Here is a 22,569-nt window from a genome sequence, read left to right on the forward strand (position 1 = left end):
CCTATCTCAGACGCTTCGGGCGCGGATCGGACAATTCGCCGGCAAGCCGGCGATCGAGGTAATCCGAGCACTCCTCGATCAGCAGGTCGGCGTCATTGGCGAAGAAATGGTTGGCGCCGGGCAAGGTCTTCTGCGTGATGGTGATGCCCTTTTGCGTGTGCAGCTTGTCGACCAGGCCCTGTACATCCTTGGGCGGCGCCACCTTGTCGGCATCGCCATGGATGATCAGGCCAGATGACGGGCAGGGCGCCAGGAACGAGAAATCATAGGTGTTGGGCTGCGGCGCGATCGAGATGAAGCCTTCGATCTCGGGCCGGCGCATCAGCAACTGCATGCCGATCCATGACCCGAAGGAATAGCCGGCGACCCAGCAGCTCTTGGAATCCGGATGCAGCGACTGCACCCAGTCGAGCGCCGCCGCCGCGTCCGACAACTCGCCGGTGCCGTGGTCGAACTCTCCCTGGCTGCGGCCGATGCCGCGGAAATTGAAGCGCAGCGTGGTGAAATCGCGCTTCTGAAACATATAGAAGAGGTCGTAGACGATCTTGTTGTTCATCGTGCCGCCGAACTGCGGATGCGGATGGAGCACGATGGCAATTGGCGCGCTCTTCTCCCGGGAAGGCTGGTAACGTCCCTCCAGGCGACCGGCCGGACCGGTGAAAATGACCTCAGGCATGAAATACTCCACTAGATATACGAATGCGCGGCGCCCGGAACGAGTTTTCCTCTGGCCTTGACGCAGGGCGAGCGTCTTCTTAGAAGCTAGTTTAGAATTGTTCAAAACTGAATGGCCAGACGTAGAGCCCGGCCACCCACGCCGCAAGCCGGGTAAATAGGACGGCTCGCCTTGGAATTTCAAGGAAATAACGCCATACGTCAGCGGAATGGCTCCTGACGGGACTGAACGGACGGAAATGGCCGGAATGCGCGCCTATCTCGACTACAATGCCAGTGCGCCGCTGCTTGCCGCGGCGCGCGAGGCTGTGGTCGCGGCGCTAGATGTGGCCGCCAATCCATCGTCGGTCCATACCGAGGGGCGCGCGGCAAGGCGCCTGATCGAGACCGCAAGGCGCGATGTGGCGGCCCTGGTCAACGCCAGGGCCGAGCATGTCGTGTTCACCTCCGGCGCGACGGAGGCTGCCTCGACGCTGCTGTCCCCCGATTGGCGGATGGGGCGCGGCGCCGTGCGCATGGGCCGGCTTTACGTGTCCGAGGCCGATCATCCCTGCCTGCTGAACGGCGGCCGTTTTCCGGCGGCGCAGGTGACGCGGATCGGTGTCGATGCCGACGGCATTGCCGATCTCGAAGCCTTGGCGGCGGCGCTTGGCAAGCATGACAAGGCCGAGGGCCTGCCGCTGGTCGCCATCCATGCCGCCAACAACGAGACCGGTGTTCTCCAGCCGATCGATCGAATCGCCGCGATCGTCAAGGCGGCGGGCGGCATTCTTGTCGTTGATGCGGTCCAGGCAGCCGGACGGATTTCGATCGATATGTCAGCGGGTTACGCCGACTACCTGATTCTGTCCTCGCACAAGATCGGCGGTCCCAAGGGCGCCGGCGCCATCGTTGCGGCCTCGGATCTGATGATGCCCAAGCCGTTGATCAATGGCGGTGGCCAGGAAAAGGGCCATCGCGGCGGTACGGAAAACCTCGCAGCCATTGCCGGCTTCGGCGCTGCAGCGCGCGAGGCCCTGGCAGGGTTGCGGACGATCGATGCGGTTCGCCAGCACCGTGACGAGATCGAGGCCATCGTGAAAGCGTTGACCCCCGATGCCGAAATCTTTGGTACCGGCGCGCCAAGGCTTGCCAACACGACATTCTTCGCTATTCCCGGCATCAAGGCCGAAACCGCGCAGATCGCTTTCGATCTGGCTGGAGTGGCGCTGTCGGCCGGCTCCGCCTGTTCGTCCGGCAAGGTCGGGCCGAGCCATGTGCTGAAAGCCATGGGATGTGGCGATAGTCTTGGCGCCTTGCGCGTGTCGATCGGCGCGGCGACCGGTGCGAATGACGTCGCGTTGTTCCGCAGCGCGCTGGCTGGAATCGCCGTCCGCAGGGCGGACAGGGAAAAGGCCGCGTAGCGGTCGGACAATTTGGGCCTGTCGGCCTGGTAGAGCCGTGCGTTTCATGTTGGCCGGGTGCATTTCCGGCTGAAACGCACTATATGGAACTTACGCTGCCGCGGATGCCTCGGGCGTCCATCTGGCGGTGCCATAGTTTGAAAACTGTCGGGCCTTGAACCCGGCGTGGATGGAGAACGCTGATGCCTGCTGTGCAGGACACGATCGATCGAGTCCGAAAGATCGACGTCGACCAATACAAATATGGATTCCAGACCGAAATCGCGATGGACAAGGCCCCCAAGGGCCTGAGCGAAGACATCATCCGTTTCATTTCGGCCAAGAAGGATGAACCGTCCTGGATGCTGGAATGGCGCCTGGAAGCTTATAAGCGCTGGCTGACGCTGGACGAGCCGACCTGGGCGCGCGTGCATTACCCAAAGATCGATTTCCAGGACATCTACTTCTACGCGGCGCCCAAGAGCACGCCCGGCCCGACCTCGCTCAGCGAGGTCGATCCCGAGCTCCTGAAGGTCTACGAAAAGCTCGGCATTCCGCTGCGGGAACAGGAGATCCTGGCCGGCGTGCAGAAGACCGACGCCTCGGAGCTCGAGGAAGCCAGCGACAATGTCTACAAATCGGGCCGCGTCGCTGTCGACGCAGTGTTCGATTCCGTCTCGGTCGTCACCACCTTCAAGAAGGAGCTGGCGCAGGCAGGCGTCATCTTCTGCTCGATCTCGGAAGCCATCCGCGAGCATCCCGAACTGGTGAAGAAATATCTCGGCTCGGTCGTGCCGACGTCCGACAACTACTACGCCACGCTGAATTCGGCTGTCTTCACCGACGGCTCCTTCGTCTTCGTGCCAAAGGGCGTGCGCTGCCCGATGGAGCTGTCGACCTATTTCCGCATGAACGAGAAGAACACCGGCCAGTTCGAGCGCACGCTGATCATCGCCGAGGAGGGGGCCTACGTCTCTTATCTCGAAGGCTGCACGGCGCCGCAGCGCGATGAGAACCAGCTTCATGCCGCGGTCGTCGAACTGGTTGCGCTCGACGATGCCGAGATCAAATACTCGACCGTGCAGAACTGGTACCCCGGCGACGCCGAGGGCAAGGGCGGCATTTACAATTTCGTCACCAAGCGCGGCGATTGCCGTGGTGATCGCTCGAAGATCTCGTGGACGCAGGTCGAGACCGGCTCTGCGATCACCTGGAAATATCCGAGCTGCATCCTGCGCGGCGACGATTCCCAGGGCGAGTTCTATTCGATCGCCGTGTCGAACGGCTACCAGCAGGTAGACTCGGGCACCAAGATGATCCACCTCGGCAAGAACACGTCGAGCCGCATCATCTCCAAGGGCATCGCCGCCGGCTTCTCGCAGAACACCTATCGCGGCCAGGTCTCGGCGCACCGCAAGGCGACCAATGCCCGCAACTTCACCAACTGCGATAGCCTGCTGATCGGCGACCAGTGCGGAGCGCACACCGTGCCCTACATGGAAGCCAAGAACTCGACGGCGCAGTTCGAGCATGAGGCGACGACGTCGAAGATTTCAGAGGACCAGAAATTCTACGTCATGCAGCGCGGCATTCCGGAAGAGGAGGCGATCGCGCTGATCGTCAACGGCTTCGTCAAGGACGTCATCCAGCAGCTGCCGATGGAATTCGCGGTCGAAGCGCAGAAGCTGATCGGCATCAGCCTCGAGGGCTCGGTCGGCTGACCGGACATATATTCAGGAAACAAAAGAATGCTTGAAATCAGAAACCTGCACGCCCGCATCGCCTCGACCGGAACCGAGATCATCCGCGGCCTGAATCTCACGGTGAAGGCCGGCGAGGTCGCCGCCATCATGGGCCCGAACGGCTCGGGCAAGTCGACGCTGTCCTACATCCTCGCCGGTCGCGAGGACTATGAGGTGACGGAGGGCGATATCCTCTACAACGGCCAGTCGATCCTCGAAATGGATCCGGCCGAGCGCGCCACATCGGGCATTTTCCTCGCATTCCAGTATCCGATGGAGATACCGGGCGTGGCGACCATGGAATTCCTGAAGGTGGCGATGAACGAGCAGCGCAAGGCGCGCGGCGAGGAGCCGCTGAAGATCCCGGAATTCCTGAAGCGGGTGAAGGAGGCGGCCGCCTCGCTCAGCATGGACATGGCGATGCTGAAGCGGCCGCTCAATGTCGGCTTCTCCGGCGGCGAGAAGAAGCGCGCCGAGATCCTGCAGATGAAGCTGCTGGAGCCGAAGCTCTGCGTGCTCGACGAAACCGATTCCGGCCTCGACATCGACGCGCTGAAGATCGTCTCCGACGGCGTCAACGCGTTGCGCGCGCCTGACCGTGCCTTCCTGGTCATCACCCACTACCAGCGCCTGCTGGAACACATCGTGCCGGATAGCGTGCACGTGCTCTACAGGGGCCAGGTCATCAAGTCCGGCGACAAGTCGCTGGCGCTCGACCTCGAGGCCAACGGCTATGCCGGCGTGATCGGGCAAGCCGCGTGAGATGCCAGAAGGCAAGGTCAAACTGATGAATATGCACGCACAACCCCAGCGGACACCGGCCGAGACGGCGTTGATCGACGCATTCGGCGATCGGCTGTCGCTGCTGCCGGGCGACGGCGCGGTGATGCTGAAGCGCGACGATGCCATAGAATCGATCAAGCACGGCCTGCCGACGCGGCGGATCGAATCCTGGCACTACACCGATCTGCGCCGACTGTTGAACGCGGTACCGGACTTCGATCCATCCGCTGCCGCGAAAGCCATCGCTCCCATTGTCGAGGGCTCCGCCGTGTTGGCCGTGCAGAACGGCGTGTCGAGCACGAAGATGCCGACGGTTGAAGGCGTCACGGTCCAGCGGCTGACGGAGAAGCTGATCGACGGCAGCATCGCGCCGGGGCTCGATCCCTATGGCAGCGATGATGCCATCGGTGCCCTGAACACGGCTTTCGTCGCCGACGGGTATTTTGTCGATATCGCCGATGGGGCCCAACTGGAGAAGCCAGTCGAACTGCAGAACCTGCAGGCCGGCGGCCAGACCCATGTGCGCCTGCCCGTGCGTGTTGGCGCCGGCGCCAGGGCGACCATTGTCGAGCGCCAGACAGGTGACGGATCTGCCCTGGTCAGTTCGGTCAGCCAGCTCGTGCTGGGCGAAGGCGCCGATGTGACGTGGCTGATCGTCCAGGAACAGCCGGAAACGGCGACGCATCTGGCGCAGTTCAAGGCCCATATCGGCAAGAACGCGAAACTGACGCTGTTCGTCATGAATGCCGGAGGCAAGCTCGTGCGCCAGGAGATCATCATCAAGACGACGGGCGAAGGCGCCGATTTCAAGTTGCGCGGCATCAATTTGCTGGCCGGCGACACCCACACCGACGTCACCATGGTGCTCGACCACGCCGTGCCGCACACGACCTCGACGGAAATCGTCCGCAACGTCGTGACTGGCAAGGCGCGCGGCGTCTTCCAGGGCCGCATCAATGTCCACCAATACGCGCAGAAGACCAATGCCAAGATGGCCTGCAACACGCTGCTGTTGTCGGATGATGGCGAGTTCTCGACCAAGCCGGAGCTCGAAATCTTCGCCGACGATGTCGTCTGCGGCCATGGCGCGACCGTCACCGAGATCGACCACAACCACCTGTTCTACCTGATGGCACGCGGCGTCGACGAGAAAAGCGCGCGCGGGCTGCTGGTCAAGGCGTTCGTCGCCGAGGTGATCGAAGAACTGGAAGACGAGACGATCGTCGAGGCGCTGGAAGCGAAGCTCGACGATTGGTTCATGATGCACGGGTGAGCGCCCTTCCTTCTCCCCTTGTGGGAGAAGGTGGATTGGCGCGCAGCGCCAAGACGGATGAGGGGTGCTGGACGGAACGCCGCCTGAGCGGCAAGGACTTCGAAATGGACCAGAAAGTCGAGAATATCCCCTACGACGTCGAGGCGATCCGCCGAGACTTCCCGATCCTGTCGCGGGAAGTCTATGGCAAGAAGCTGGTCTATCTCGACAACGGCGCCTCGGCGCAGAAGCCGCAGGTGGTGCTGGATACAATCCAGCACGCTTACAGCCAGGAATATGCCAACGTCCATCGTGGCCTGCACTTCCTGTCCAATGCGGCGACGGACGCCTATGAGAATGCGCGAAAGTCAGTACAGCGTTTCCTCAACGCGCCAAGCACAGACAACATCGTCTTCACCTCCAACACGACCTCGGCCATCAACACGGTCGCCTATGGCTATGGCATGCCCAACATCGGCGAGGGTGACGAGATCGTGCTGTCGATCATGGAGCACCATTCCAACATCGTGCCGTGGCATTTCATCCGCGAGCGGCAGGGCGCCAGGCTGGTCTGGGTGCCGGTCGATGACCTTGGCGTCTTCCACATCGAGGACTTCGAGAAGCGGCTGACCGACCGCACCAAGCTCGTCGCCATCACCCAGATGTCGAACGCGCTGGGAACGGTGACACCGATCAAGGAGATCGTGCGCATCGCACATGCGCGCGGCATTCCCGTCCTCGTCGATGGTAGCCAGAGCGCGGTGCACATGCCGATCGACGTCCAGGATCTCGACTGCGATTTCTTCGTCTTCACCGGCCACAAGGTCTACGGCCCCTCGGGCATTGGCGTGCTTTACGGCAAGAAGGACATTCTGGCTGATATGCGGCCCTTCATGGGCGGTGGCGAGATGATCGAGGAGGTGACGGAAGACATCGTCACCTACAACGATCCGCCCCACCGCTTCGAAGCCGGCACGCCGCCGATCGTGCAGGCGATCGGGCTGGGCGCGGCGCTCGACTACATGGAAGCGGTAGGCCGCGAGCGCATCGCCGCGCATGAGGAAGACCTCAAGACCTATGCGCACGAGCGCCTGCGCGCCATCAACTCGCTGCGCATCTTCGGCGATGCGCCGGGCAAGGGCGCCATCGTCTCCTTCGAGCTGCAGGGCATTCATGCCCATGACGTATCGATGGTGATAGACAGGCAAGGCGTAGCAGTGCGCGCGGGAACCCATTGTGCCCAGCCGCTGTTGAAACGGTTTGGCGTAACCTCCACATGCAGGGCTTCGTTCGGCATGTACAATACCAGGGCCGAAGTCGACGCCTTGGCCGAAGCGCTGGAAAAGGCGCGCAAATTCTTCGGGTGAAGATTTTTTTGGGTGACCGACCATGGATGATATGAACATCGCCGCCGAGACCGCTCCGGAAACCGCGCCCAATGCTCTGGTTTCGGGGTCGGCCATACCAGCCGACGAACTGGCCCGTCTGACCGATGACATCGTCTCGGCGCTGAAGACCGTCTACGATCCGGAAATCCCGGCCGACATCTACGAACTCGGCCTGATCTACAAGATCGACATCGAGGACGACCGCTCGGTCAAGATCGACATGACCCTGACAGCGCCAGGTTGCCCGGTTGCCGGTGAAATGCCGGGCTGGGTCGAGAACGCCGTCGGCGCCGTCGAAGGCGTGTCAGGCGTCGAGGTCAACATGACCTTCGACCCACCCTGGTCGGCCGACCGCATGTCGGAAGAGGCACAGGTCGCGGTGGGCTGGTATTAGCGCCAAGTCTGCTACACTTGCGCCAAGGATAGAACTTCACCATTTTAGGCGAGGAATCATTCGGCAGGCCTTGAACCTGCATGGAATGGAAGGAAAAAGAATGGGACGCTTTGCCGTCATCACGATGACCGATAGGGCCGCCGACCGGGTGCGCGAGATTGTTGCCACGCGTGACAACGCGCATGGCATCCGCCTCGGCATCAAGAAGGGCGGCTGCGCCGGCATGGAGTATACGGTCGATCTGGTGACTGAGCCCAACACCAAGGACGACCATATCGAGCGCGACGGCGCGCATGTCTATGTTGCGCCGGAGGCAGCGCTTTTCCTGTTCGGCACCGAGATGGATTTCGAGCAGACTACGCTGCGCACCGGGTTCACCTTCCATAACCCCAACCAGAGCTCGGCGTGCGGCTGCGGCGAGTCGGTCGAATTGAAGCCTGCCGATCTCAAGGCCTTGGCCGAGGCGCGCGCTTCGGCCTGAGGTCGAGGCTCAGTCCACCCACATTCCCGTCCGCTTGTGCCAATCGGCGATCGATTCCTCCGGATAGACGTCGAACACCTTGTCGCCCTTGCCGATAGCCGGCTCGACCCAGTTCGCCTTGTATTTCAGCATCAAATGGACCTTGCTCGGCGGCTTGGGCAGGTCGCTGTCGATCGCCGAGGCGAAGGGGTGCACCAGCTCCGGCCAGGTCGGATCGTAGAGCCAGAGCGCCGATCCGCATTTGCGGCAGAAATTCCTTTCTCCGGTCGAGATCTCGCATTGGGGATGCTGCTCGTCCTCGATCTTGGCCCGGTAGACGCCGATGCTCCTTTTGCCCCTGATGTTCAGCGTCTCGTTATTGGCGCCCAGATTGATGGCGAAGCCGCCGCCGCCCTGCTGCTTTCGGCAGATGGAGCAGTAGCACAGCATGAACGGCGCGGGCGTGTGGCTCTCCACCTCGAAGCGGACGGCGTTGCAGCGGCAGGAACCCTTGAGCAGAAGCGGCATGGCGAATAACTCCGGCGTTTTTCCCTCAACCCTTCAGCATCTCTTTGGTTGCGGCGATGACAAGTCCAGGCGGCGATGACATCATCGCGGCATGGACAATGAACGCATCGCCGAACTGTTCGAAGGCCTGGGCCCGGTCAGCATCCGAAAATTGTTCGGCGGCAAGGGCATCTATTACGATGGCGTCATCGTGGCCATCGTGCTGCGCGGCGAATTGATGCTCAAGGCCGACGAGCACAGCGCGCCCGACTTCGAGGCCGCCGGCTGCCGGCAGTGGACCTATACCGGCACGCGGCATGGCAAGCTGGTGGCCATGCCCTATTGGAGCGTCCCCGACGATGCGTTCGATGATCCCGACGAGATGACGGTGTGGGCGCGGCGAGCGTATGAGGCAGGGCGAAGAGCGGGGAAGTGACGCGGCAAATATTCCGGAATGTTGGCGGGACAGCACCCCTTTGGCCTGCCGGCCATCTCCCCCGCAAGGAGGGAGATTGGCAGTTTGGCCGCCGGCTCTCACATTCAACGTTGGTGATTGGCGAAAGCCGATGTGACATCTGATCTCCCCCTTTGCGAGGAAGATGTCCGGTAGGACAGAGGGGGTCCTGTCCCGCCGACGTTGGCTGTCTTACAGCGCCTTCGCGATCTTCGCCGCCAGCCGCGCATTGTTTTCGACCAGGGCGATGTTGGTCTTCAGGCTCCTGCCGCAGGTCAGCTCAAGGATCTTCGACAGCAGGAACGGCGTCACCGCCTTGCCGGTCACGTTCAGCGCTTCCGCCGCTTTTTGCGCGGCTTCGATGTAGCCGGCCATCTCCTCGGCAGGAATTTCGTGGCTCTCCGGCACAGGGTTGGCGATCAGCATGCCGCCTCCCAAGCCAAGCGCAGCCCGAGTCCGATAGAAATGCGCGATCTCTTCCGGCTTGTGCAAGGTCAACGGCGCGCGGAACGGGGAATGCCGCGACCAGAAGGCCGGCATCGTCTCGCTGCCATGGCCGATCACGGGCACGCCGCGAGTCTCCAGCACCTCCAGTGTCTTTTCGATGTCGAGGATCGCCTTGGCCCCGGCCGACACGACAATGACCGGCGTGCGCGCCAGTTCGTCGAGATCGGCGGAGATGTCGAAGCTCTTTTCGGCGCCCTTGTGCACGCCGCCGATGCCGCCGGTGGCGAACACTTTGATCCCGACCATGTGCGCCGCGATCATGGTGGCGGCGACCGTGGTGCCGCCGGTGCGCCCTTGCGCCACGGCAAAGCCGAGGTCGGCGCGCGACAGCTTCATGGCGTCGCCGGTCATCGCCAGCGATTCACGCTCGCCATCCGAAAGCCCAATCTTGATGCGGCCGGCGACCACGGCGATCGTCGCCGGCACGGCGCCACCGTCGCTGATGATCCTCTCGACGTCGGCCGCCATCGCGCCATTGTCGGGGTATGGCATGCCGTGGGTGATGATGGTGCTTTCCAGCGCCACCACCGGCCGGCCCGCGGCCATGGCCTGCGCCACCGGCGTATGGATATCGATGAAGGGGCGGGCGGTTTCCGGGCTCATCCTGATCTCCAGCCTCGAGTGTCGCGCATCCACCCGGATGCGGCCGTGCTCGGGTTCCATGAATGTGCCGGTCTCATGCCATTTCCCGAGCATGCGGCACAAGAGCCAGCGCTTCGGCGAAGCCCGCCGGTGTGAAATCGGGCACGGCGGTAGCGCTTTCTATGGCCAGCGTCGCGGCGGCAACGCCTTCGCGCAACGCCTCGCGCAGGGGCATGCCGCGCAGCACGGCCGCCACCGTGGTTCCCGCCAAGGCATCGCCGGCGCCGGTGACATCGACCACCTTTCTAGGAGCGGGTGGGGTGATTGAAAAGCTGCCGCCTTGGTCGAACCCCAGTACTGCACCGCCACCGGCCGTGACCACGGCGCTGCCGAGGCCTGCACGTTTCAATCCGGCGAGGATATCGTGCTCCGAGGCCGTGTCGTCCAGGCCGGCCAGGACCAGGGCCTCGCGCCTGTTCATGAAGACGACGGCCAGGCTGCCGAGAACCGGTTTGAGGCGCACGATCTTGGCCGGCGAAATCGCAATGGCGAACATGGCCTTGCCGCCTGCAAGCAAAACGAGCCGTTCCAGCGCCGCCGACGGCAGATTGGCGTCGCAAAGAATGGCATCGACGGCAGCGATCACCTCCCTGACCTTGGAGCGGCGGATCTGCTTGGGGAAGGCCAGGTCGTAGAGCGCCATGTCCGCAAAGCCGACGATCAGCTCGCCGTCGCGGTCGATCAGGGCCGTGTAGCTGGGCGTCGTCCGGTCGAGGAAAACGGCCGACAGGTCGGCGATGCCCGCCGCGGCAATGGCTCGTGAAACGGTATCGGCAGCCGCATCGCCGCCACGCACCGACAGCAGCGACGCCGCCACGCCCCGACGGACCGCGCCGCGCAAGGCATTGAACACACCGCCGCCGACATCCTCGCGCATGGCGCCGGGGTTGGAGGCCGCGGCCACGTAGGCGCCGGACACCTGGCCACGCCGGTCTATATGGGCGCCGCCGACGGCAAGCAATTTCGGGGACTTCACCATGCCGGCGATATGACCTTTGTTATTCCGGCCGCACAAGCGCTAGGCTGTGCGACCGAGCTTCGCAGGCCGCGCGGCGATTCGGCGCGCGAAAGCACCGAGCCGTCTGGACCAACGCGTGACTACTGCAAGAAATATCGTGAGACAAAAATAGAACAAATCCGAAAATTCATTGTTTTTCAGACATTTGATCCCCCTTGCCAAACGAGAACAAAAAAGGTACAAAATGGCAGGGATTACGGATTGTCCGGCCTTCATTGACGACCAAGGGGTGATGTATCATGGCTCAGAATTCGTTGCGGCTTGTAGAGGACAAAGCGGTGGACAAATCAAAGGCTCTTGACGCGGCGCTGTCGCAAATCGAGCGGGCTTTCGGCAAGGGCTCGATCATGCGGCTCGGCGCGAACGAGCAGGTCGTCGAGATCGAAACGGTGCCCACCGGCTCGCTGGGTCTCGACATCGCGCTTGGCGTCGGCGGCCTGCCGCGCGGCCGCATCGTCGAGATCTACGGGCCGGAAAGCTCGGGCAAGACGACGCTGGCCCTGCACACGGTGGCGGAAGCCCAGAAGAAGGGCGGCATCTGCGCTTTCGTCGATGCCGAGCACGCGCTTGATCCGGTCTATGCCCGCAAGCTTGGCGTCGATCTCGAGAATCTGCTGATCTCGCAGCCCGACACCGGTGAGCAGGCGCTGGAAATCTGCGACACGCTGGTGCGTTCCGGCGCCATCGACGTGCTGGTGGTCGATTCGGTCGCGGCGCTGACGCCACGTGCCGAAATCGAAGGCGAGATGGGCGATTCGCTGCCCGGCCTGCAGGCCCGCCTGATGAGCCAGGCGCTCCGCAAGCTGACCGCGTCGATTTCGCGCTCCAACACCATGGTCATCTTCATCAACCAGATCCGCATGAAGATCGGCGTCATGTTCGGTTCGCCCGAGACGACGACGGGCGGCAACGCATTGAAATTCTACGCTTCGGTGCGCCTCGACATCCGCCGCATCGGCTCGGTCAAGGACCGCGACGAGGTCGTCGGCAACCAGACCCGCGTCAAGGTGGTCAAGAACAAGCTCGCACCGCCCTTCAAGGTGGTCGAATTCGACATCATGTATGGTGAGGGCGTGTCGAAGACCGGCGAGCTGGTCGACCTCGGCGTCAAGGCCGGCGTGGTCGAGAAGTCTGGCGCCTGGTTCTCCTACAATTCGCAGCGCCTCGGCCAGGGCCGCGAGAACGCGAAGCTGTTCCTGCGCGACAACCCCGATACGGCGCGCGAGATCGAGCTGGCGCTCAGGCAGAATGCCGGACTGATCGCCGAGAAATTCCTCGAGAATGGCGGCCCTGAGCGCGGCGAGGACGACGGTTTCGAGGAAGAATCCGGCGCGATGTAGGAAGCAGGCGAGGCTGGCCTCAGTCCTCGGGGATTTGCATATCCCTATTTGAGTATCGTTGTGTTTCAGACCGCCGGCCTCAGGGCCGGCGGTTTTGCGTTTTGACTTCGAAGCGGTCAGGCGCGGATAGCCTGCGAAGGCCGTCATTTGGACCAATTCCGTGTTTCTGGACAGGGTGCGGTGCGACCGCTAAAAGGCCAAGTCTATCTTCCAGACGCAGAGCCCATTTTCCGTTGGCTAGTCCTGCGGTCTTCTCGAAAAGGCAGCATTCATGAGTGGCGTAAACGAGATCCGGTCGACATTCCTCGACTATTTCCGCAAGGAGGGTCACGAGATCGTCGCGTCCAGCCCGCTGGTGCCGCGCAACGATCCGACGCTGATGTTCACCAATGCCGGCATGGTGCAGTTCAAGAACGTCTTCACCGGCCTAGAGAAGCGACCCTATTCGCGCGCCTCGACTGCCCAGAAGAGCGTTCGCGCCGGCGGCAAGCACAATGATCTCGACAATGTCGGCTACACCGCGCGCCATCTGACCTTCTTCGAGATGCTCGGCAATTTCTCCTTCGGCGACTATTTCAAGGAGCGCGCCATCGAGCTTGCCTGGAACCTCATCACCAGGGAATTCGGCCTGGACAAGGACAAGCTGCTGGTCACCGTCTATCACACGGATGACGAGGCGGCCGGCTTCTGGAAGAAGATCGCCGGCTTTTCCGACGATCGCATCATCCGCATCGCGACGTCGGACAATTTCTGGGCGATGGGCGACACCGGACCGTGCGGTCCGTGCTCTGAGATATTCATCGACCGTGGCGAACACATCTGGGGCGGTCCTCCCGGCAGTCCCGAAGAGGACGGCGACCGGTTCCTCGAGTTCTGGAACCTGGTCTTCATGCAGTATGAACAGGTGACGAAGGAGCAGCGCATAGACCTGCCGCGCCCGTCGATCGACACCGGCATGGGCCTGGAGCGCATGGCTTCCATCCTGCAAGGGGTGGAGAGCGTGTTCGAGACCGATCTGTTCCGTCACCTGATCGACGCGGCGTCTTCCGCGCTCGGGCAAGGTCCCGACAGGGAGACAGTCGCGTCCTACCGCGTCATTGCCGACCACCTGCGGTCGTCTTCCTTCCTGGTGGCGGACGGCGTGCTGCCGTCGAACGAGGGCCGTGGCTACGTGTTGCGCCGCATCATGCGCCGCGCCATGCGTCATGCGCAGTTGCTCGGCGCCAGGGAACCGCTGATGTGGAAGCTGGTGCCGGCGCTGGTGCGCGAGATGGGGCAGGCCTATCCGGAACTGGTGCGAGGCGAACAGCTGATCACCGAGACGCTGAAGCTCGAGGAGACGCGCTTCCGCAAGACGCTGGTGCGCGGCCTCGGCCTGCTGTCGGAGGCGACGGAAACGCTACATGCCGGCGACATGCTGGATGGCGAGACGGCCTTCAAGCTCTACGACACTTACGGCTTCCCGCTCGATCTGACGCAGGATGCGCTGCGCCAGCGCAACATCTCCGTCAATCTTGCCGGCTTCACCGAGGCGATGGAGCGACAGAGAACCGAGGCGCGCGCCCATTGGGCAGGCTCCGGCGACGCGGCCACCGAGACGATCTGGTTTTCGGTGCGCGAGAAGGCCGGTGCCACCGAGTTCCTCGGCTACGAAACCGAGCAGGCCGAGGGCCTCATCCAGGCACTGGTCAAGGATGGCGAGACCGTCGACAGCGCGGGCGCGGGCGATGCCGTGGCCATCGTCGTCAACCAGACGCCGTTCTATGCCGAATCCGGCGGCCAGATGGGCGATACCGGCATCATCTCCGGCGACGGGTTTTCGATCGAGGTTTCGGACACGCAGAAGAAGGCCGACGGGCTGTTCGTGCATGTCGGCAAGGTGGCGAGCGGCACGGTCAAGGTGGACACGCCTGTCGAATTGAAGGTCGATCACGCACGCCGCTCCAGGCTGCGCGCCAACCATTCGGCGACGCACCTGATCCATGAGGCTCTGCGCGAGGTGCTGGGCACCCATGTCGCGCAGAAGGGCTCGCTGGTGGCACCAGAGCGCCTGCGCTTCGACATCTCGCACAACAAGCCGATCTCCTCCGAGGACCTCGAAGAGGTCGAGCGCATGGCCAACGAGATCGTCGTCCAGAACAGCCCGGTGAGCACGCGCCTGATGTCTGTCGACGATGCCATCGCCGAGGGCGCCATGGCGCTGTTCGGCGAGAAATATGGTGACGAGGTGCGCGTCGTGTCGATGGGCACCGGCCTGCATGGCGCCAAGGCCAACCGGCCCTATTCGGTCGAACTCTGCGGCGGCACCCATGTCAGGGCGACCGGCGATATCGGCCTGGTGCGTGTCGTCTCGGACAGCGCGGTCGCCGCCGGCGTGCGTCGCATCGAGGCGCTGACCGGCGAAGCCGCCCGCAAATATCTCGATGAGCAGGACAGGCGGCTAAAGGCGGCGGCGGCCGTGCTGAAGATCTCGCCGGCCGACGTGCCGGCGCGCGTCGAGGCGCTGCTGGAAGAACGCAAGAAGCTGGAGAAGGACCTGACCGAAGCGCGCAAGAAACTGGCGCTCGGCGGCGGTGCTGCCGCGGGTGCGCCGTCGGAGAACGAGACGGTCGCCGGCGTCGGTTTTCTCGGCAAGGCGGTCTCCGGCGTTTCGCCGAAGGATCTGAAGCCGCTCGCCGATGCCGGCAAGACCTCGCTCGGCTCCGGGGTCGTCGTCTTCGTCGGCGCTGGCGAGGACAACAAGGCAAGCGTCGTGGTCGGCGTCACCGACGATCTCGTCGGGCGCTTCAGCGCCGTCGACCTGGTGCGCGTGGCCTCCGCGGCGTTGGGCGGGCAGGGCGGTGGCGGACGCCCCGACATGGCTCAGGCCGGCGGCCCGGATGCCTCGAAAGCCAATGATGCGATCGCCGCGGTCAAGGCGGCGCTCGAAGCGGCGTAAGCTGCCGGAGTCACCTTATTTTGAGGGCCAGCGCTGGCACTCATCTTGCGCCGTCATCTTCTCCCCCGTGAGCGGGGAGAAGGGCGCTCTTGCTCATGATTCCGCTGATTGTGATCGTTGAAGCATGGTTGCTGGGGGCGCGTTCGGCCGCTTTCGCTCCGTTTACAGGGAGAAATCCCGGCAGGGAAATGAAAGGCGGCGCGAACGCCGAGCGGGTTCGCTCGATTAGCCAACCTTTTCGGTGCGCACAAAGCTTGGGCGCTCAACCACCCGCGCGTACCAGTCCCGAATTTCCGCAAACCGCGCCAGCAGCTTCTGGCCCTCGATGACCTTGACGAAATAGGCAATGACCGGTGCGGCGTGCAGGTCGGCCAATGTCAGCTGGTCGCCGAGCAGCCAGGGTCCGTTTGCCTTCAACGAGGTCAGCACTTCCAGAACCGTCTCAGCCTTGCTGAGGCCACCGGCGATCAGGATCTCATCCGGCTCAGCCTTTTCCAGCCGCTCCACAGCGACATCCCAGACCATGGCGCGGTAGCCATAGGCGTCGAGCATGCCTGTCATCTGGCCCATCCTGGCGCGCCCTCGCGCATCGGCTGGTTGCAGCGCCGGGCCGTCGAACGCCTCGTTGACATAGCGCGCGATCGCGCCGGTTTCGAAGAGGCGAAACCCCTCATGCTCAAAGGCCGGGATGCGGGCAAACGGGTGAAGTTCCAGATACCAGGCCGGGATGCCTTCGGCGGCGAAGATGTCGACCGGCACGAGCTCGTAATCAATGCCCTTCTCCTCCAGCGCCATCCGAGCAATGCGGACGTAGACGCTGTAGTCCGCGCCGTAGAGGATTGGTTTGGTCATCGATGGCTGCCGCTCGGTTGTTCGTCCAAAAAGCGAAGGCTCCTTTCGGAGCCTTCGTGGAAAATGCGGTTTCTTACGCCATCGCCTTCTGCAAATTCTCGTCGATCTTGTCGAGGAAGCCCGTGGTTGAGAGCCAGGGCTGGTCGGGGCCGATCAAGAGCGACAGGTCCTTGGTCATGAAGCCGGATTCGACCGTCTGGATGCAGACCCTTTCAAGCGTCTCGGCAAAGCGCTTCAGTTCGGCATTGTCGTCGAGCTTGGCGCGGTGTGCCAGCCCGCGCGTCCAGGCGAAGATCGAGGCGATCGAGTTGGTCGAGGTTTCCTCGCCCTTCTGGTGCTGGCGATAGTGGCGGGTGACGGTGCCGTGCGCGGCTTCGGCTTCGACAGTCTTGCCGTCCGGCGTCATCAGCACCGAGGTCATCAGGCCGAGCGAGCCGAAACCCTGCGCCACCGTGTCGGACTGGACGTCGCCATCATAGTTCTTGCAGGCCCAGACATAGCCGCCGGACCATTTCAGGCTGGACGCCACCATGTCGTCGATCAGGCGGTGCTCGTACCAAAGCTTCCTCGCCTTGAACTCGGCCTCGAACTCGGCCTCGTAGACCTCCTGGAAGATGTCCTTGAAGCGGCCGTCATAGGCCTTGAGAATGGTGTTCTTGGTCGACAGGTAGACCGGATAATTGCGCAGCAGGCCGTAGTTCAGCGAAGCGCGGGCGAATTCGCGGATGGAGTCGTCGAGATTGTACATGGCCATGGCGACGCCGGCGCCGGGTGCATCGTACACATCATGCTCGATCACCTGTCCGTCCTCGCCGACGAACTTGATCGTCAGCTTGCCCTTGCCGGGGAAGCGGAAATCGGTCGCGCGGTACTGATCGCCGAAGGCGTGACGACCGACGATGATCGGCTTGGTCCAGCCGGGCACCAGGCGCGGCACGTTCTTCATGATGATCGGCTCGCGGAAGATGGTGCCGCCGAGGATGTTGCGGATGGTGCCGTTCGGCGACTTCCACATCTTCTTCAGCTTGAATTCCTCGACGCGCTGCTCGTCGGGAGTGATGGTCGCGCATTTCACGCCGACGCCGTATTTCTTGATGGCGTTGGCCGAATCAATGGTCACCTGGTCGTTGGTGGCGTCGCGGTGTTCGATGCCGAGATCGTAATATTCGAGCTTCAGGTCGAGATAAGGGTGGATCAGCTTGTCCTTGATGAACTGCCAGATGATGCGGGTCATCTCGTCGCCGTCGAGTTCGACGACCGGGTTCGCCACCTTGATCTTCGCCATGAAAGAATGCCTCGTTGCTGGGGAATGGGACGGCCTTGCCCGCTTGGCGTTGGGCCGGGGATGCCGCCCGTATATCAAAGCGCTTTTGACCGCGCAAACGGCGATCGGTCACGAATGTGAAGCCATCGCCGCCGCCATTTGCGAATGCTTCATTTTCGCGGCCGAATATGGCAGGGGACGCTGAAATGCCGCAAACAGCAGTTCATTGACAATCATGCCAGCCACCGAACACATTCCCCAATATTCAGCCGTGGGTCCGGCCATCATCCTCGTCGAGCCGCAGCTTGGCGAGAACATCGGCATGGTCGCGCGCGCCATGGCCAATTTCGGCCTGGTCGAATTGCGTCTGGTCAATCCGCGCGATGGCTGGCCGAGCGAAAAGGCGCGCGCTGCCGCCAGCCGGGCCGATCATGTCATCGATGCCGTCAAGGTGTTCGACGACCTAGCCTCGGCGCTGGCCGACTTGAATTTCGTCTTCGCCACCACGGCCAGGCAACGCGATGGGTTCAAGTCCGTGCGTGGGCCGGTGGAGGCGGGCAGGATGCTGCGGGCTCGCCACGACATGGGACAGCGCACCGGCATCCTGTTTGGCCGCGAGCGCTTCGGTCTTTACAATGACGAGGTCGGCCTTGCCGACGAGATCGTCACCTTTCCGGTCGACCCCGATTTCTCCTCGCTCAACATCGCCCAGGCCGCGCTGCTGATGTCCTATGAATGGATGAAATCCGGCCTCGAGGACGAGACGAAGACCAACTTTACCGGTCCGGAGATGAAGCCGGCCAGCAAGGAAGAATTGCACGGCTTGTTCGCCTATCTGGAGGGCGCGCTCGAAGCGCGCGGCTATTTCCGGCCCGCTCCCAAGAAGCCGAAGATGGTGGACAATTTGCGCGCCGTGCTGACGCGAGCCGGTTTCGCCGAGCCGGAACTCAAGGTGCTGCGCGGCATCATCTCGTCGCTCGACAGGTTTTCGCCCGCCATGCCGCGTGGCGACGGTTCGCCCGGCGATGATCCACGGCGTTTGCCGGCGGCCGCCGCGCGCGCCCGCAAGGCCGAGGCGGCGTCTCGGACGCACAAGGTCACAGGCGACGACGAGGATATGCCGCTCGGCGGCAAGGGGACCGACAATGACTGAGCGGCCGATCCTGATGTTCGATTCCGGCATTGGCGGCCTCACCGTGCTGCGCGAGGCGCGTGTGCTGATGCCTGACCGCCGCTTTGTCTATGTCGCCGACGATGCCGCGTTTCCCTATGGCGCCTGGGAAGAACCAGCGCTGAACGCCCATATCCTTGGCCTGTTCGGCGAGTTGCTGGACAGATTCCAGCCGGAGATTTCGGTCATCCCCTGCAACACCGCTTCGACCCTGGTGATCGACGCATTGCGCGACAAATTCCCCGGCCACCCGTTTGTCGGCACCGTGCCGGCCATCAAGCCGGCGGCCGAGCGCACGCGGTCCGGCCTCGTCTCGGTGCTGGCGACGCCTGGCACGGTCAAACGACAATATACGCGCGACCTGATCGGCAAATGGGCGCAAAAATGCCACGTCCGGCTCGTCGGCTCGGACCGTCTGGCGCCGTTGGCCGAAATCTACATGCGCGAAGGGTTCATCGACGAGGAGATCGTGCGCGAGGAAATCGCGCCCTGCTTCGTCGAGAGGGATGGCGCCCGCACCGACATCGTCGTGCTCGGCTGCACCCATTATCCGTTCCTGGCCAACCGCATGCGCAAGACCGCGCCCTGGCCGGTGGACTGGATCGACCCGGCGGAAGCGATTGCCCGCCGCGCCATGTCGCTGCTGGCACCCGTCGACGGCCCGTTGCCGGTGGGTGAACCCGACATTGCCGTCTTCACCTCCGGCAAGGTGGACTTCGCCACCAGCCGGCTCATGCAAGGCTTTGGCCTGAGCACGCGCTAGGCCGGTTCGAAGACGATGCTGCGTTGATCCGGATCGGCGGACACGAGCCTTAGCCTCAGCCCATCGCCTTGACTGGGACCTGATGCCTTCACATTGGCAACGATGGGCATGTCGCAGAGCTGGACGCGCACACGCTGATCGGCGACGTCGGTCACGACGGCCTTGAACGTGTCGCCCTCGCGTCCCTTCAGCATCACCGCCTCGGCGAGGTCGATGGCTGCGTGCGTGATCCTCGAAGCGCGGGCATCCGCACGGCCCATGACCTTCGGCAGCCTGGCGAACGCGTCGGTGACGGTCCGTGGAACCGGCTGGCCATTGGCGATCGCCAGTGCGCAGCGCACGACATAGCGGTCTGCCAGCCGCCTCAGCGGCGCGGTGGCGTGGGCGTAGGTCGCCGCCATCGCCTCGTGCCAGGGGACGACGCCATCCTGAAAGGGCTGATACGACGCACCGGAGCCGGCATGGCGTATTTCCAGCATCAGCGCCGCTTGTTGCTTGTTGCCCGCGTCGAGGGTTCGTTGATAGTCGCGCAGATTGGTCGAAGCCGGCCAAGACAGGCCAAGGGCGCGTGCCGCGTTGCGCAGTCTCTGCACCGCGGAGGCATCCGGCGCCGCCATCACCCGGAACAACCCGGTCCGCTGTGCCAGCATGGCGTCGGCAATCGCCATGTTGGCGGCCAGCGACAGCGCCGCATTGTCCTTTTCGGATTGGAGCTGCGGTCTAAAAGCAAGCTGGAATGTGCCATCGGGGAGCCGTTGCACCTCCTGTTCGGGCGGGTCGACGCGGGAAGCGCCGCGACGCTCTTCATTCGTCGCCATGCGCCGCGCGATTTCGGCGAAGCCGGTGGGAACGTCGGAGGCGCGCACGCTGTCATAGGCGAGCTTGGCGCGGCTCTGAATGATGGCCCGCTCCGCGCCGTCCAGTTTCACCGCTCCGTCGACGGCGACCCGGACCGTGAAGACGACCGCCGGACGTGGTCCGTCGGGCAACAAGCTCGCGGCCCCCTCGGCAATCACCGGCGGATAGAGCCCCGCCCTCCCGTCCGGCAGGTACTGGGTCTCGCCCCTTGCCCAGGCTTCGAGATCCACGGCGTCGCCGTCCTCGACGAACCAGGCCACGTCGGCAATCGCATAGTGCAACAGAAGGTCGCTGCCGCTCTCCTCGATTGAAAACGCCTGGTCAAGATCGGTGGAACTCGCCGGATCGAGCGTCACGAATGGCATAGCCGTTCGATCGGCATGCGCGTTCGGGATCCGTTTGGCCGCTGCCTCGGCTGCGGCCATGACGGCTGACGGAAATCCATCCGGCACATCGAATTCGGTGCGGATCTTTGCCAGGCCAACGGAAAGTGCGCGTGATGGATCGGACAGTGATTTCATGCTGCCGTCCTACACTGGCGTTCCGGACACTGGAAGGTCGCCAACCAGGATCGCCACGGCCGCACGCCACATGAGACGACCAGGCTGGTCTGACCGGGTTGCGGAAGGAACTGGCGCCGAGGCAAGGCGTTCACCTCGACAGCGAAGGAGAAACGACCATGCCTGCCACCTCGAAAGCCCAGCAAAAGGCCGCCGGCGCAGCACTGTCCGCCAAACGGGGCGAGACGAAGAAGAGCGAGCTCCAAGGCGCTTCCAAGGAAATGTACGAATCCATGAGCGAAGAGCAGTTGGAGGAGTTCGCTGAGACCAAGCGAAAAGGCCTGCCTGAGAAGAAGTCGAAAGACTAGACATCATGCCAGGAAAAAGCCCGCGGTCACGACCGCGGGCTTTGCCGGCCAAGTAGGGCGATCCTAGATTACCAGCAACGCCGCACCTTGTAGCGGACGACGTGCCTGTGGCCGTGGCGCCAGACCACTTTCTTCTTGACCACGACACGGCAAGCGTGGTGATGCCTGTGGCCCTGCCAATGCCTCGCTTCGGCGGGCGCAGGAGCAACGGCCATCGATCCGGCCAACACCGCCACGCCTGCCAATGAAAGAAAGAATTTCCTCATACTAATCGGACTCCTCTGGATCCAGTCCCTTCTGGTACCGTTGGCGCAAAGCTCCGCCAGTTTCGGCATCGCATCAACGTCGAAAACGTTATATGGTTGCGGTTCGCCATTCCATGCCAAAGCTTGACACCGGTTAAATCTCGGTTTAACCAGCCGCCACCACCGGGCAGCGATGCCCGGTGTTTCTTTTGTCTACGCAAGACCGAACGCCGATCTTGCTTGAAATGACGTGTCCCGTGGGTTTTCCGCCGCGTTGCGTGGGAAAACCCTGTCAGGTCTCGAAAACGGAGGCCAGAGGAGGGCGCGTTTCCTTCACGCGGACCATGAGGTTCCGGGTGTGTCTGTTTTGAAAGGGAATGCGATGAGCAAGCGCGAATCCGCTAAGTACAAGATCGACCGTCGTCTCGGCGAAAACATCTGGGGCCGCCCGAAATCCCCGGTCAACAAGCGCGAATACGGCCCCGGCCAGCACGGCCAGCGCCGCAAGGGCAAGCTTTCCGATTTCGGCCTGCAGCTGCGCGCCAAGCAGAAGCTGAAGGGTCACTATGGCGACGTTTCGGAAAAGCAGTTCCGCAAGGTCTATGAAGAGGCCGACCGCCGCAAGGGCGACACCTCGGAGAACCTGATCGGCCTGCTCGAATCGCGGCTCGACGCGGTCGTCTACCGCGCCAAGTTCGTGCCGACCATTTTCGCGGCCCGTCAGTTCGTCAACCACGGCCACGTCAACGTCAACGGCAAGCGCGTCAACATCGGTTCGTATCGCTGCAAGCCGGGCGACGTCATCGAAGTTCGCGAGAAGTCGAAGCAGTTGGTCATCGTTCTGGAAGCGGTGGGCCTGGCTGAGCGCGATGTGCCGGACTACATCGAAGCCGATCACAACAAGATGGTCGCGACCTTCTCGCGCATCCCCGGCCTGGCGGACGTTCCGTTCGCGGTCCAGATGGAACCGAACCTGGTCGTCGAATTCTATTCGCGCTGATCTGCTTCTTTTCGAGAGACATCATCGAAGGCCGCCCGTCGAGGCGGCCTTTTCTTTGTCGGCCAC

Annotated in this window: 21 protein-coding genes; 14 read left to right on the forward strand and 7 right to left on the reverse strand. The window is 63.0% G+C overall.

Annotated elements, in window-relative coordinates; all coding sequences use genetic code 11:
• Nucleotide 1: 1 nt before the first annotated feature.
• Nucleotides 2-676 carry an alpha/beta hydrolase gene (locus WC739_RS04185; RefSeq protein WP_015318172.1) on the reverse strand — a complete coding sequence of 225 codons (675 nt, stop codon included), beginning with the start codon at nt 674-676 and terminating at the stop codon, nt 2-4.
• 238 nt (nt 677-914) lie between these two features.
• Between WC739_RS04185 and WC739_RS04190 the strand changes: the two genes are divergently transcribed.
• The 7 genes from WC739_RS04190 to sufA all read left to right on the forward strand — a co-directional run bounded on the left by WC739_RS04190 (nt 915) and on the right by sufA (nt 8,097).
• A complete protein-coding gene (locus tag WC739_RS04190; protein ID WP_372951759.1) occupies nt 915-2,078 on the forward strand; it encodes a cysteine desulfurase family protein in 1,164 nt (387 codons plus the stop codon).
• A 182-nt stretch (nt 2,079-2,260) separates the two neighbouring features.
• Nucleotides 2,261-3,778 (forward strand): Fe-S cluster assembly protein SufB, encoded by a 1,518-nt coding sequence (gene sufB / locus WC739_RS04195; RefSeq protein ID WP_372951760.1) that lies wholly within the window; start codon nt 2,261-2,263, stop codon nt 3,776-3,778.
• A 27-nt stretch (nt 3,779-3,805) separates the two neighbouring features.
• On the forward strand, nt 3,806-4,561 hold the full coding sequence (gene sufC, locus WC739_RS04200; protein WP_372951761.1) for a Fe-S cluster assembly ATPase SufC: 756 nt from the start codon (nt 3,806-3,808) through the stop codon (nt 4,559-4,561).
• Nucleotides 4,562-4,586: 25 nt separating this feature from the next.
• Nucleotides 4,587-5,855 carry a Fe-S cluster assembly protein SufD gene (gene sufD, locus WC739_RS04205; RefSeq protein ID WP_372951762.1) on the forward strand — a complete coding sequence of 423 codons (1,269 nt, stop codon included), beginning with the start codon at nt 4,587-4,589 and terminating at the stop codon, nt 5,853-5,855.
• A 104-nt stretch (nt 5,856-5,959) separates the two neighbouring features.
• Entirely contained in the window at nt 5,960-7,201 is a 1,242-nt protein-coding gene (locus WC739_RS04210; RefSeq protein WP_372951793.1) for a cysteine desulfurase, read from the forward strand.
• A 22-nt stretch (nt 7,202-7,223) separates the two neighbouring features.
• Nucleotides 7,224-7,616 carry an SUF system Fe-S cluster assembly protein gene (locus tag WC739_RS04215; protein ID WP_372951763.1) on the forward strand — a complete coding sequence of 131 codons (393 nt, stop codon included), beginning with the start codon at nt 7,224-7,226 and terminating at the stop codon, nt 7,614-7,616.
• A 100-nt stretch (nt 7,617-7,716) separates the two neighbouring features.
• Nucleotides 7,717-8,097: a Fe-S cluster assembly scaffold SufA gene (sufA, locus tag WC739_RS04220; protein WP_372951764.1), complete on the forward strand. Its 381-nt coding sequence runs from the start codon at nt 7,717-7,719 to the stop codon at nt 8,095-8,097.
• Between the two features lie 9 nt (nt 8,098-8,106).
• Here the strand turns inward: sufA and WC739_RS04225 are convergent, their stop codons facing one another.
• A complete protein-coding gene (locus tag WC739_RS04225; protein ID WP_372951765.1) occupies nt 8,107-8,604 on the reverse strand; it encodes a GFA family protein in 498 nt (165 codons plus the stop codon).
• A gap of 91 nt (nt 8,605-8,695) precedes the next feature.
• On the opposite strand from WC739_RS04225, the gene WC739_RS04230 reads away from it, so the two are divergent.
• Nucleotides 8,696-9,019, forward strand: a complete 324-nt coding sequence (locus WC739_RS04230; protein ID WP_372951766.1) for a TfoX/Sxy family protein — start codon at nt 8,696-8,698, stop codon at nt 9,017-9,019.
• Nucleotides 9,020-9,229: 210 nt separating this feature from the next.
• On the opposite strand, the gene WC739_RS04235 is transcribed toward WC739_RS04230, so the two are convergent.
• Entirely contained in the window at nt 9,230-10,147 is a 918-nt protein-coding gene (locus WC739_RS04235; protein WP_372951767.1) for a pseudouridine-5'-phosphate glycosidase, read from the reverse strand.
• Nucleotides 10,148-10,220: 73 nt separating this feature from the next.
• Entirely contained in the window at nt 10,221-11,165 is a 945-nt protein-coding gene (locus WC739_RS04240) for a carbohydrate kinase family protein (RefSeq protein WP_372951768.1), read from the reverse strand.
• Between the two features lie 278 nt (nt 11,166-11,443).
• Here WC739_RS04240 and recA point away from each other — a divergent pair, with 278 nt between their 5' ends.
• A complete protein-coding gene (recA, locus tag WC739_RS04245; RefSeq protein ID WP_112561417.1) occupies nt 11,444-12,544 on the forward strand; it encodes a recombinase RecA in 1,101 nt (366 codons plus the stop codon).
• A gap of 271 nt (nt 12,545-12,815) precedes the next feature.
• Nucleotides 12,816-15,482, forward strand: a complete 2,667-nt coding sequence (gene alaS, locus WC739_RS04250) for an alanine--tRNA ligase (RefSeq protein ID WP_372951769.1) — start codon at nt 12,816-12,818, stop codon at nt 15,480-15,482.
• Nucleotides 15,483-15,707: 225 nt separating this feature from the next.
• On the opposite strand, the gene WC739_RS04255 is transcribed toward alaS, so the two are convergent.
• Together WC739_RS04255 and WC739_RS04260 are read right to left on the reverse strand one after the other, a co-directional pair.
• Complete coding sequence (locus tag WC739_RS04255; protein WP_372951770.1) at nt 15,708-16,334, reverse strand: glutathione S-transferase family protein; 627 nt, start codon at nt 16,332-16,334, stop codon at nt 15,708-15,710.
• A 73-nt stretch (nt 16,335-16,407) separates the two neighbouring features.
• Nucleotides 16,408-17,619, reverse strand: coding sequence for an NADP-dependent isocitrate dehydrogenase (locus WC739_RS04260; RefSeq protein ID WP_372951771.1), 1,212 nt, complete (start codon nt 17,617-17,619; stop codon nt 16,408-16,410).
• A 214-nt stretch (nt 17,620-17,833) separates the two neighbouring features.
• Here WC739_RS04260 and WC739_RS04265 point away from each other — a divergent pair, with 214 nt between their 5' ends.
• Together WC739_RS04265 and murI are read left to right on the forward strand one after the other, a co-directional pair.
• A complete protein-coding gene (locus tag WC739_RS04265; RefSeq protein ID WP_372951772.1) occupies nt 17,834-18,751 on the forward strand; it encodes an RNA methyltransferase in 918 nt (305 codons plus the stop codon).
• Complete coding sequence (gene murI / locus WC739_RS04270; RefSeq protein WP_372951773.1) at nt 18,744-19,532, forward strand: glutamate racemase; 789 nt, start codon at nt 18,744-18,746, stop codon at nt 19,530-19,532. Before WC739_RS04265 ends, murI begins: the two co-directional genes overlap by 8 nt.
• Here the strand turns inward: murI and WC739_RS04275 are convergent.
• Nucleotides 19,529-20,911 carry an RNB domain-containing ribonuclease gene (locus WC739_RS04275; RefSeq protein ID WP_372951774.1) on the reverse strand — a complete coding sequence of 461 codons (1,383 nt, stop codon included), beginning with the start codon at nt 20,909-20,911 and terminating at the stop codon, nt 19,529-19,531. The two genes, murI and WC739_RS04275, sit on opposite strands and share 4 nt — an antisense overlap.
• Before the next feature lie 158 nt (nt 20,912-21,069).
• Here WC739_RS04275 and WC739_RS04280 point away from each other — a divergent pair, with 158 nt between their 5' ends.
• Nucleotides 21,070-21,258: a DUF3008 family protein gene (locus WC739_RS04280; protein ID WP_372951775.1), complete on the forward strand. Its 189-nt coding sequence runs from the start codon at nt 21,070-21,072 to the stop codon at nt 21,256-21,258.
• Between the two features lie 627 nt (nt 21,259-21,885).
• Nucleotides 21,886-22,503: a 30S ribosomal protein S4 gene (rpsD, locus tag WC739_RS04285; RefSeq protein WP_224664054.1), complete on the forward strand. Its 618-nt coding sequence runs from the start codon at nt 21,886-21,888 to the stop codon at nt 22,501-22,503.
• Nucleotides 22,504-22,569 lie beyond the last annotated feature (66 nt).

The sequence above is a fragment of the Mesorhizobium sp. genome (assembly GCF_041661565.1).
GTDB lineage: Bacteria > Pseudomonadota > Alphaproteobacteria > Rhizobiales > Rhizobiaceae > Mesorhizobium.

What these genes read in the sequence shown, in the direction of transcription:
- WC739_RS04230 (WP_372951766.1), top strand. Translation starts at nt 8,696, where the DNA reads ATGGACAATGAACGCATCGCCGAACTGTTCGAAGGCCTGGGCCCGGTC.
- WC739_RS04280 (WP_372951775.1), top strand. Translation starts at nt 21,070, where the DNA reads ATGCCTGCCACCTCGAAAGCCCAGCAAAAGGCCGCCGGCGCAGCACTG.
- WC739_RS04265 (WP_372951772.1), top strand. Translation starts at nt 17,834, where the DNA reads ATGCCAGCCACCGAACACATTCCCCAATATTCAGCCGTGGGTCCGGCC.
- WC739_RS04240 (WP_372951768.1), bottom strand. Translation starts at nt 11,165, where the DNA reads ATGGTGAAGTCCCCGAAATTGCTTGCCGTCGGCGGCGCCCATATAGAC.
- WC739_RS04260 (WP_372951771.1), bottom strand. Translation starts at nt 17,619, where the DNA reads ATGGCGAAGATCAAGGTGGCGAACCCGGTCGTCGAACTCGACGGCGAC.
- rpsD (WP_224664054.1), top strand. Translation starts at nt 21,886, where the DNA reads ATGAGCAAGCGCGAATCCGCTAAGTACAAGATCGACCGTCGTCTCGGC.
- WC739_RS04210 (WP_372951793.1), top strand. Translation starts at nt 5,960, where the DNA reads ATGGACCAGAAAGTCGAGAATATCCCCTACGACGTCGAGGCGATCCGC.
- WC739_RS04215 (WP_372951763.1), top strand. Translation starts at nt 7,224, where the DNA reads ATGGATGATATGAACATCGCCGCCGAGACCGCTCCGGAAACCGCGCCC.
- murI (WP_372951773.1), top strand. Translation starts at nt 18,744, where the DNA reads ATGACTGAGCGGCCGATCCTGATGTTCGATTCCGGCATTGGCGGCCTC.
- sufC (WP_372951761.1), top strand. Translation starts at nt 3,806, where the DNA reads ATGCTTGAAATCAGAAACCTGCACGCCCGCATCGCCTCGACCGGAACC.
- WC739_RS04275 (WP_372951774.1), bottom strand. Translation starts at nt 20,911, where the DNA reads ATGAAATCACTGTCCGATCCATCACGCGCACTTTCCGTTGGCCTGGCA.
- WC739_RS04190 (WP_372951759.1), top strand. Translation starts at nt 915, where the DNA reads ATGGCCGGAATGCGCGCCTATCTCGACTACAATGCCAGTGCGCCGCTG.
- recA (WP_112561417.1), top strand. Translation starts at nt 11,444, where the DNA reads ATGGCTCAGAATTCGTTGCGGCTTGTAGAGGACAAAGCGGTGGACAAA.
- WC739_RS04225 (WP_372951765.1), bottom strand. Translation starts at nt 8,604, where the DNA reads ATGCCGCTTCTGCTCAAGGGTTCCTGCCGCTGCAACGCCGTCCGCTTC.
- sufA (WP_372951764.1), top strand. Translation starts at nt 7,717, where the DNA reads ATGGGACGCTTTGCCGTCATCACGATGACCGATAGGGCCGCCGACCGG.
- WC739_RS04255 (WP_372951770.1), bottom strand. Translation starts at nt 16,334, where the DNA reads ATGACCAAACCAATCCTCTACGGCGCGGACTACAGCGTCTACGTCCGC.
- WC739_RS04185 (WP_015318172.1), bottom strand. Translation starts at nt 676, where the DNA reads ATGCCTGAGGTCATTTTCACCGGTCCGGCCGGTCGCCTGGAGGGACGT.
- WC739_RS04235 (WP_372951767.1), bottom strand. Translation starts at nt 10,147, where the DNA reads ATGAGCCCGGAAACCGCCCGCCCCTTCATCGATATCCATACGCCGGTG.
- alaS (WP_372951769.1), top strand. Translation starts at nt 12,816, where the DNA reads ATGAGTGGCGTAAACGAGATCCGGTCGACATTCCTCGACTATTTCCGC.
- sufD (WP_372951762.1), top strand. Translation starts at nt 4,587, where the DNA reads ATGAATATGCACGCACAACCCCAGCGGACACCGGCCGAGACGGCGTTG.
- sufB (WP_372951760.1), top strand. Translation starts at nt 2,261, where the DNA reads ATGCCTGCTGTGCAGGACACGATCGATCGAGTCCGAAAGATCGACGTC.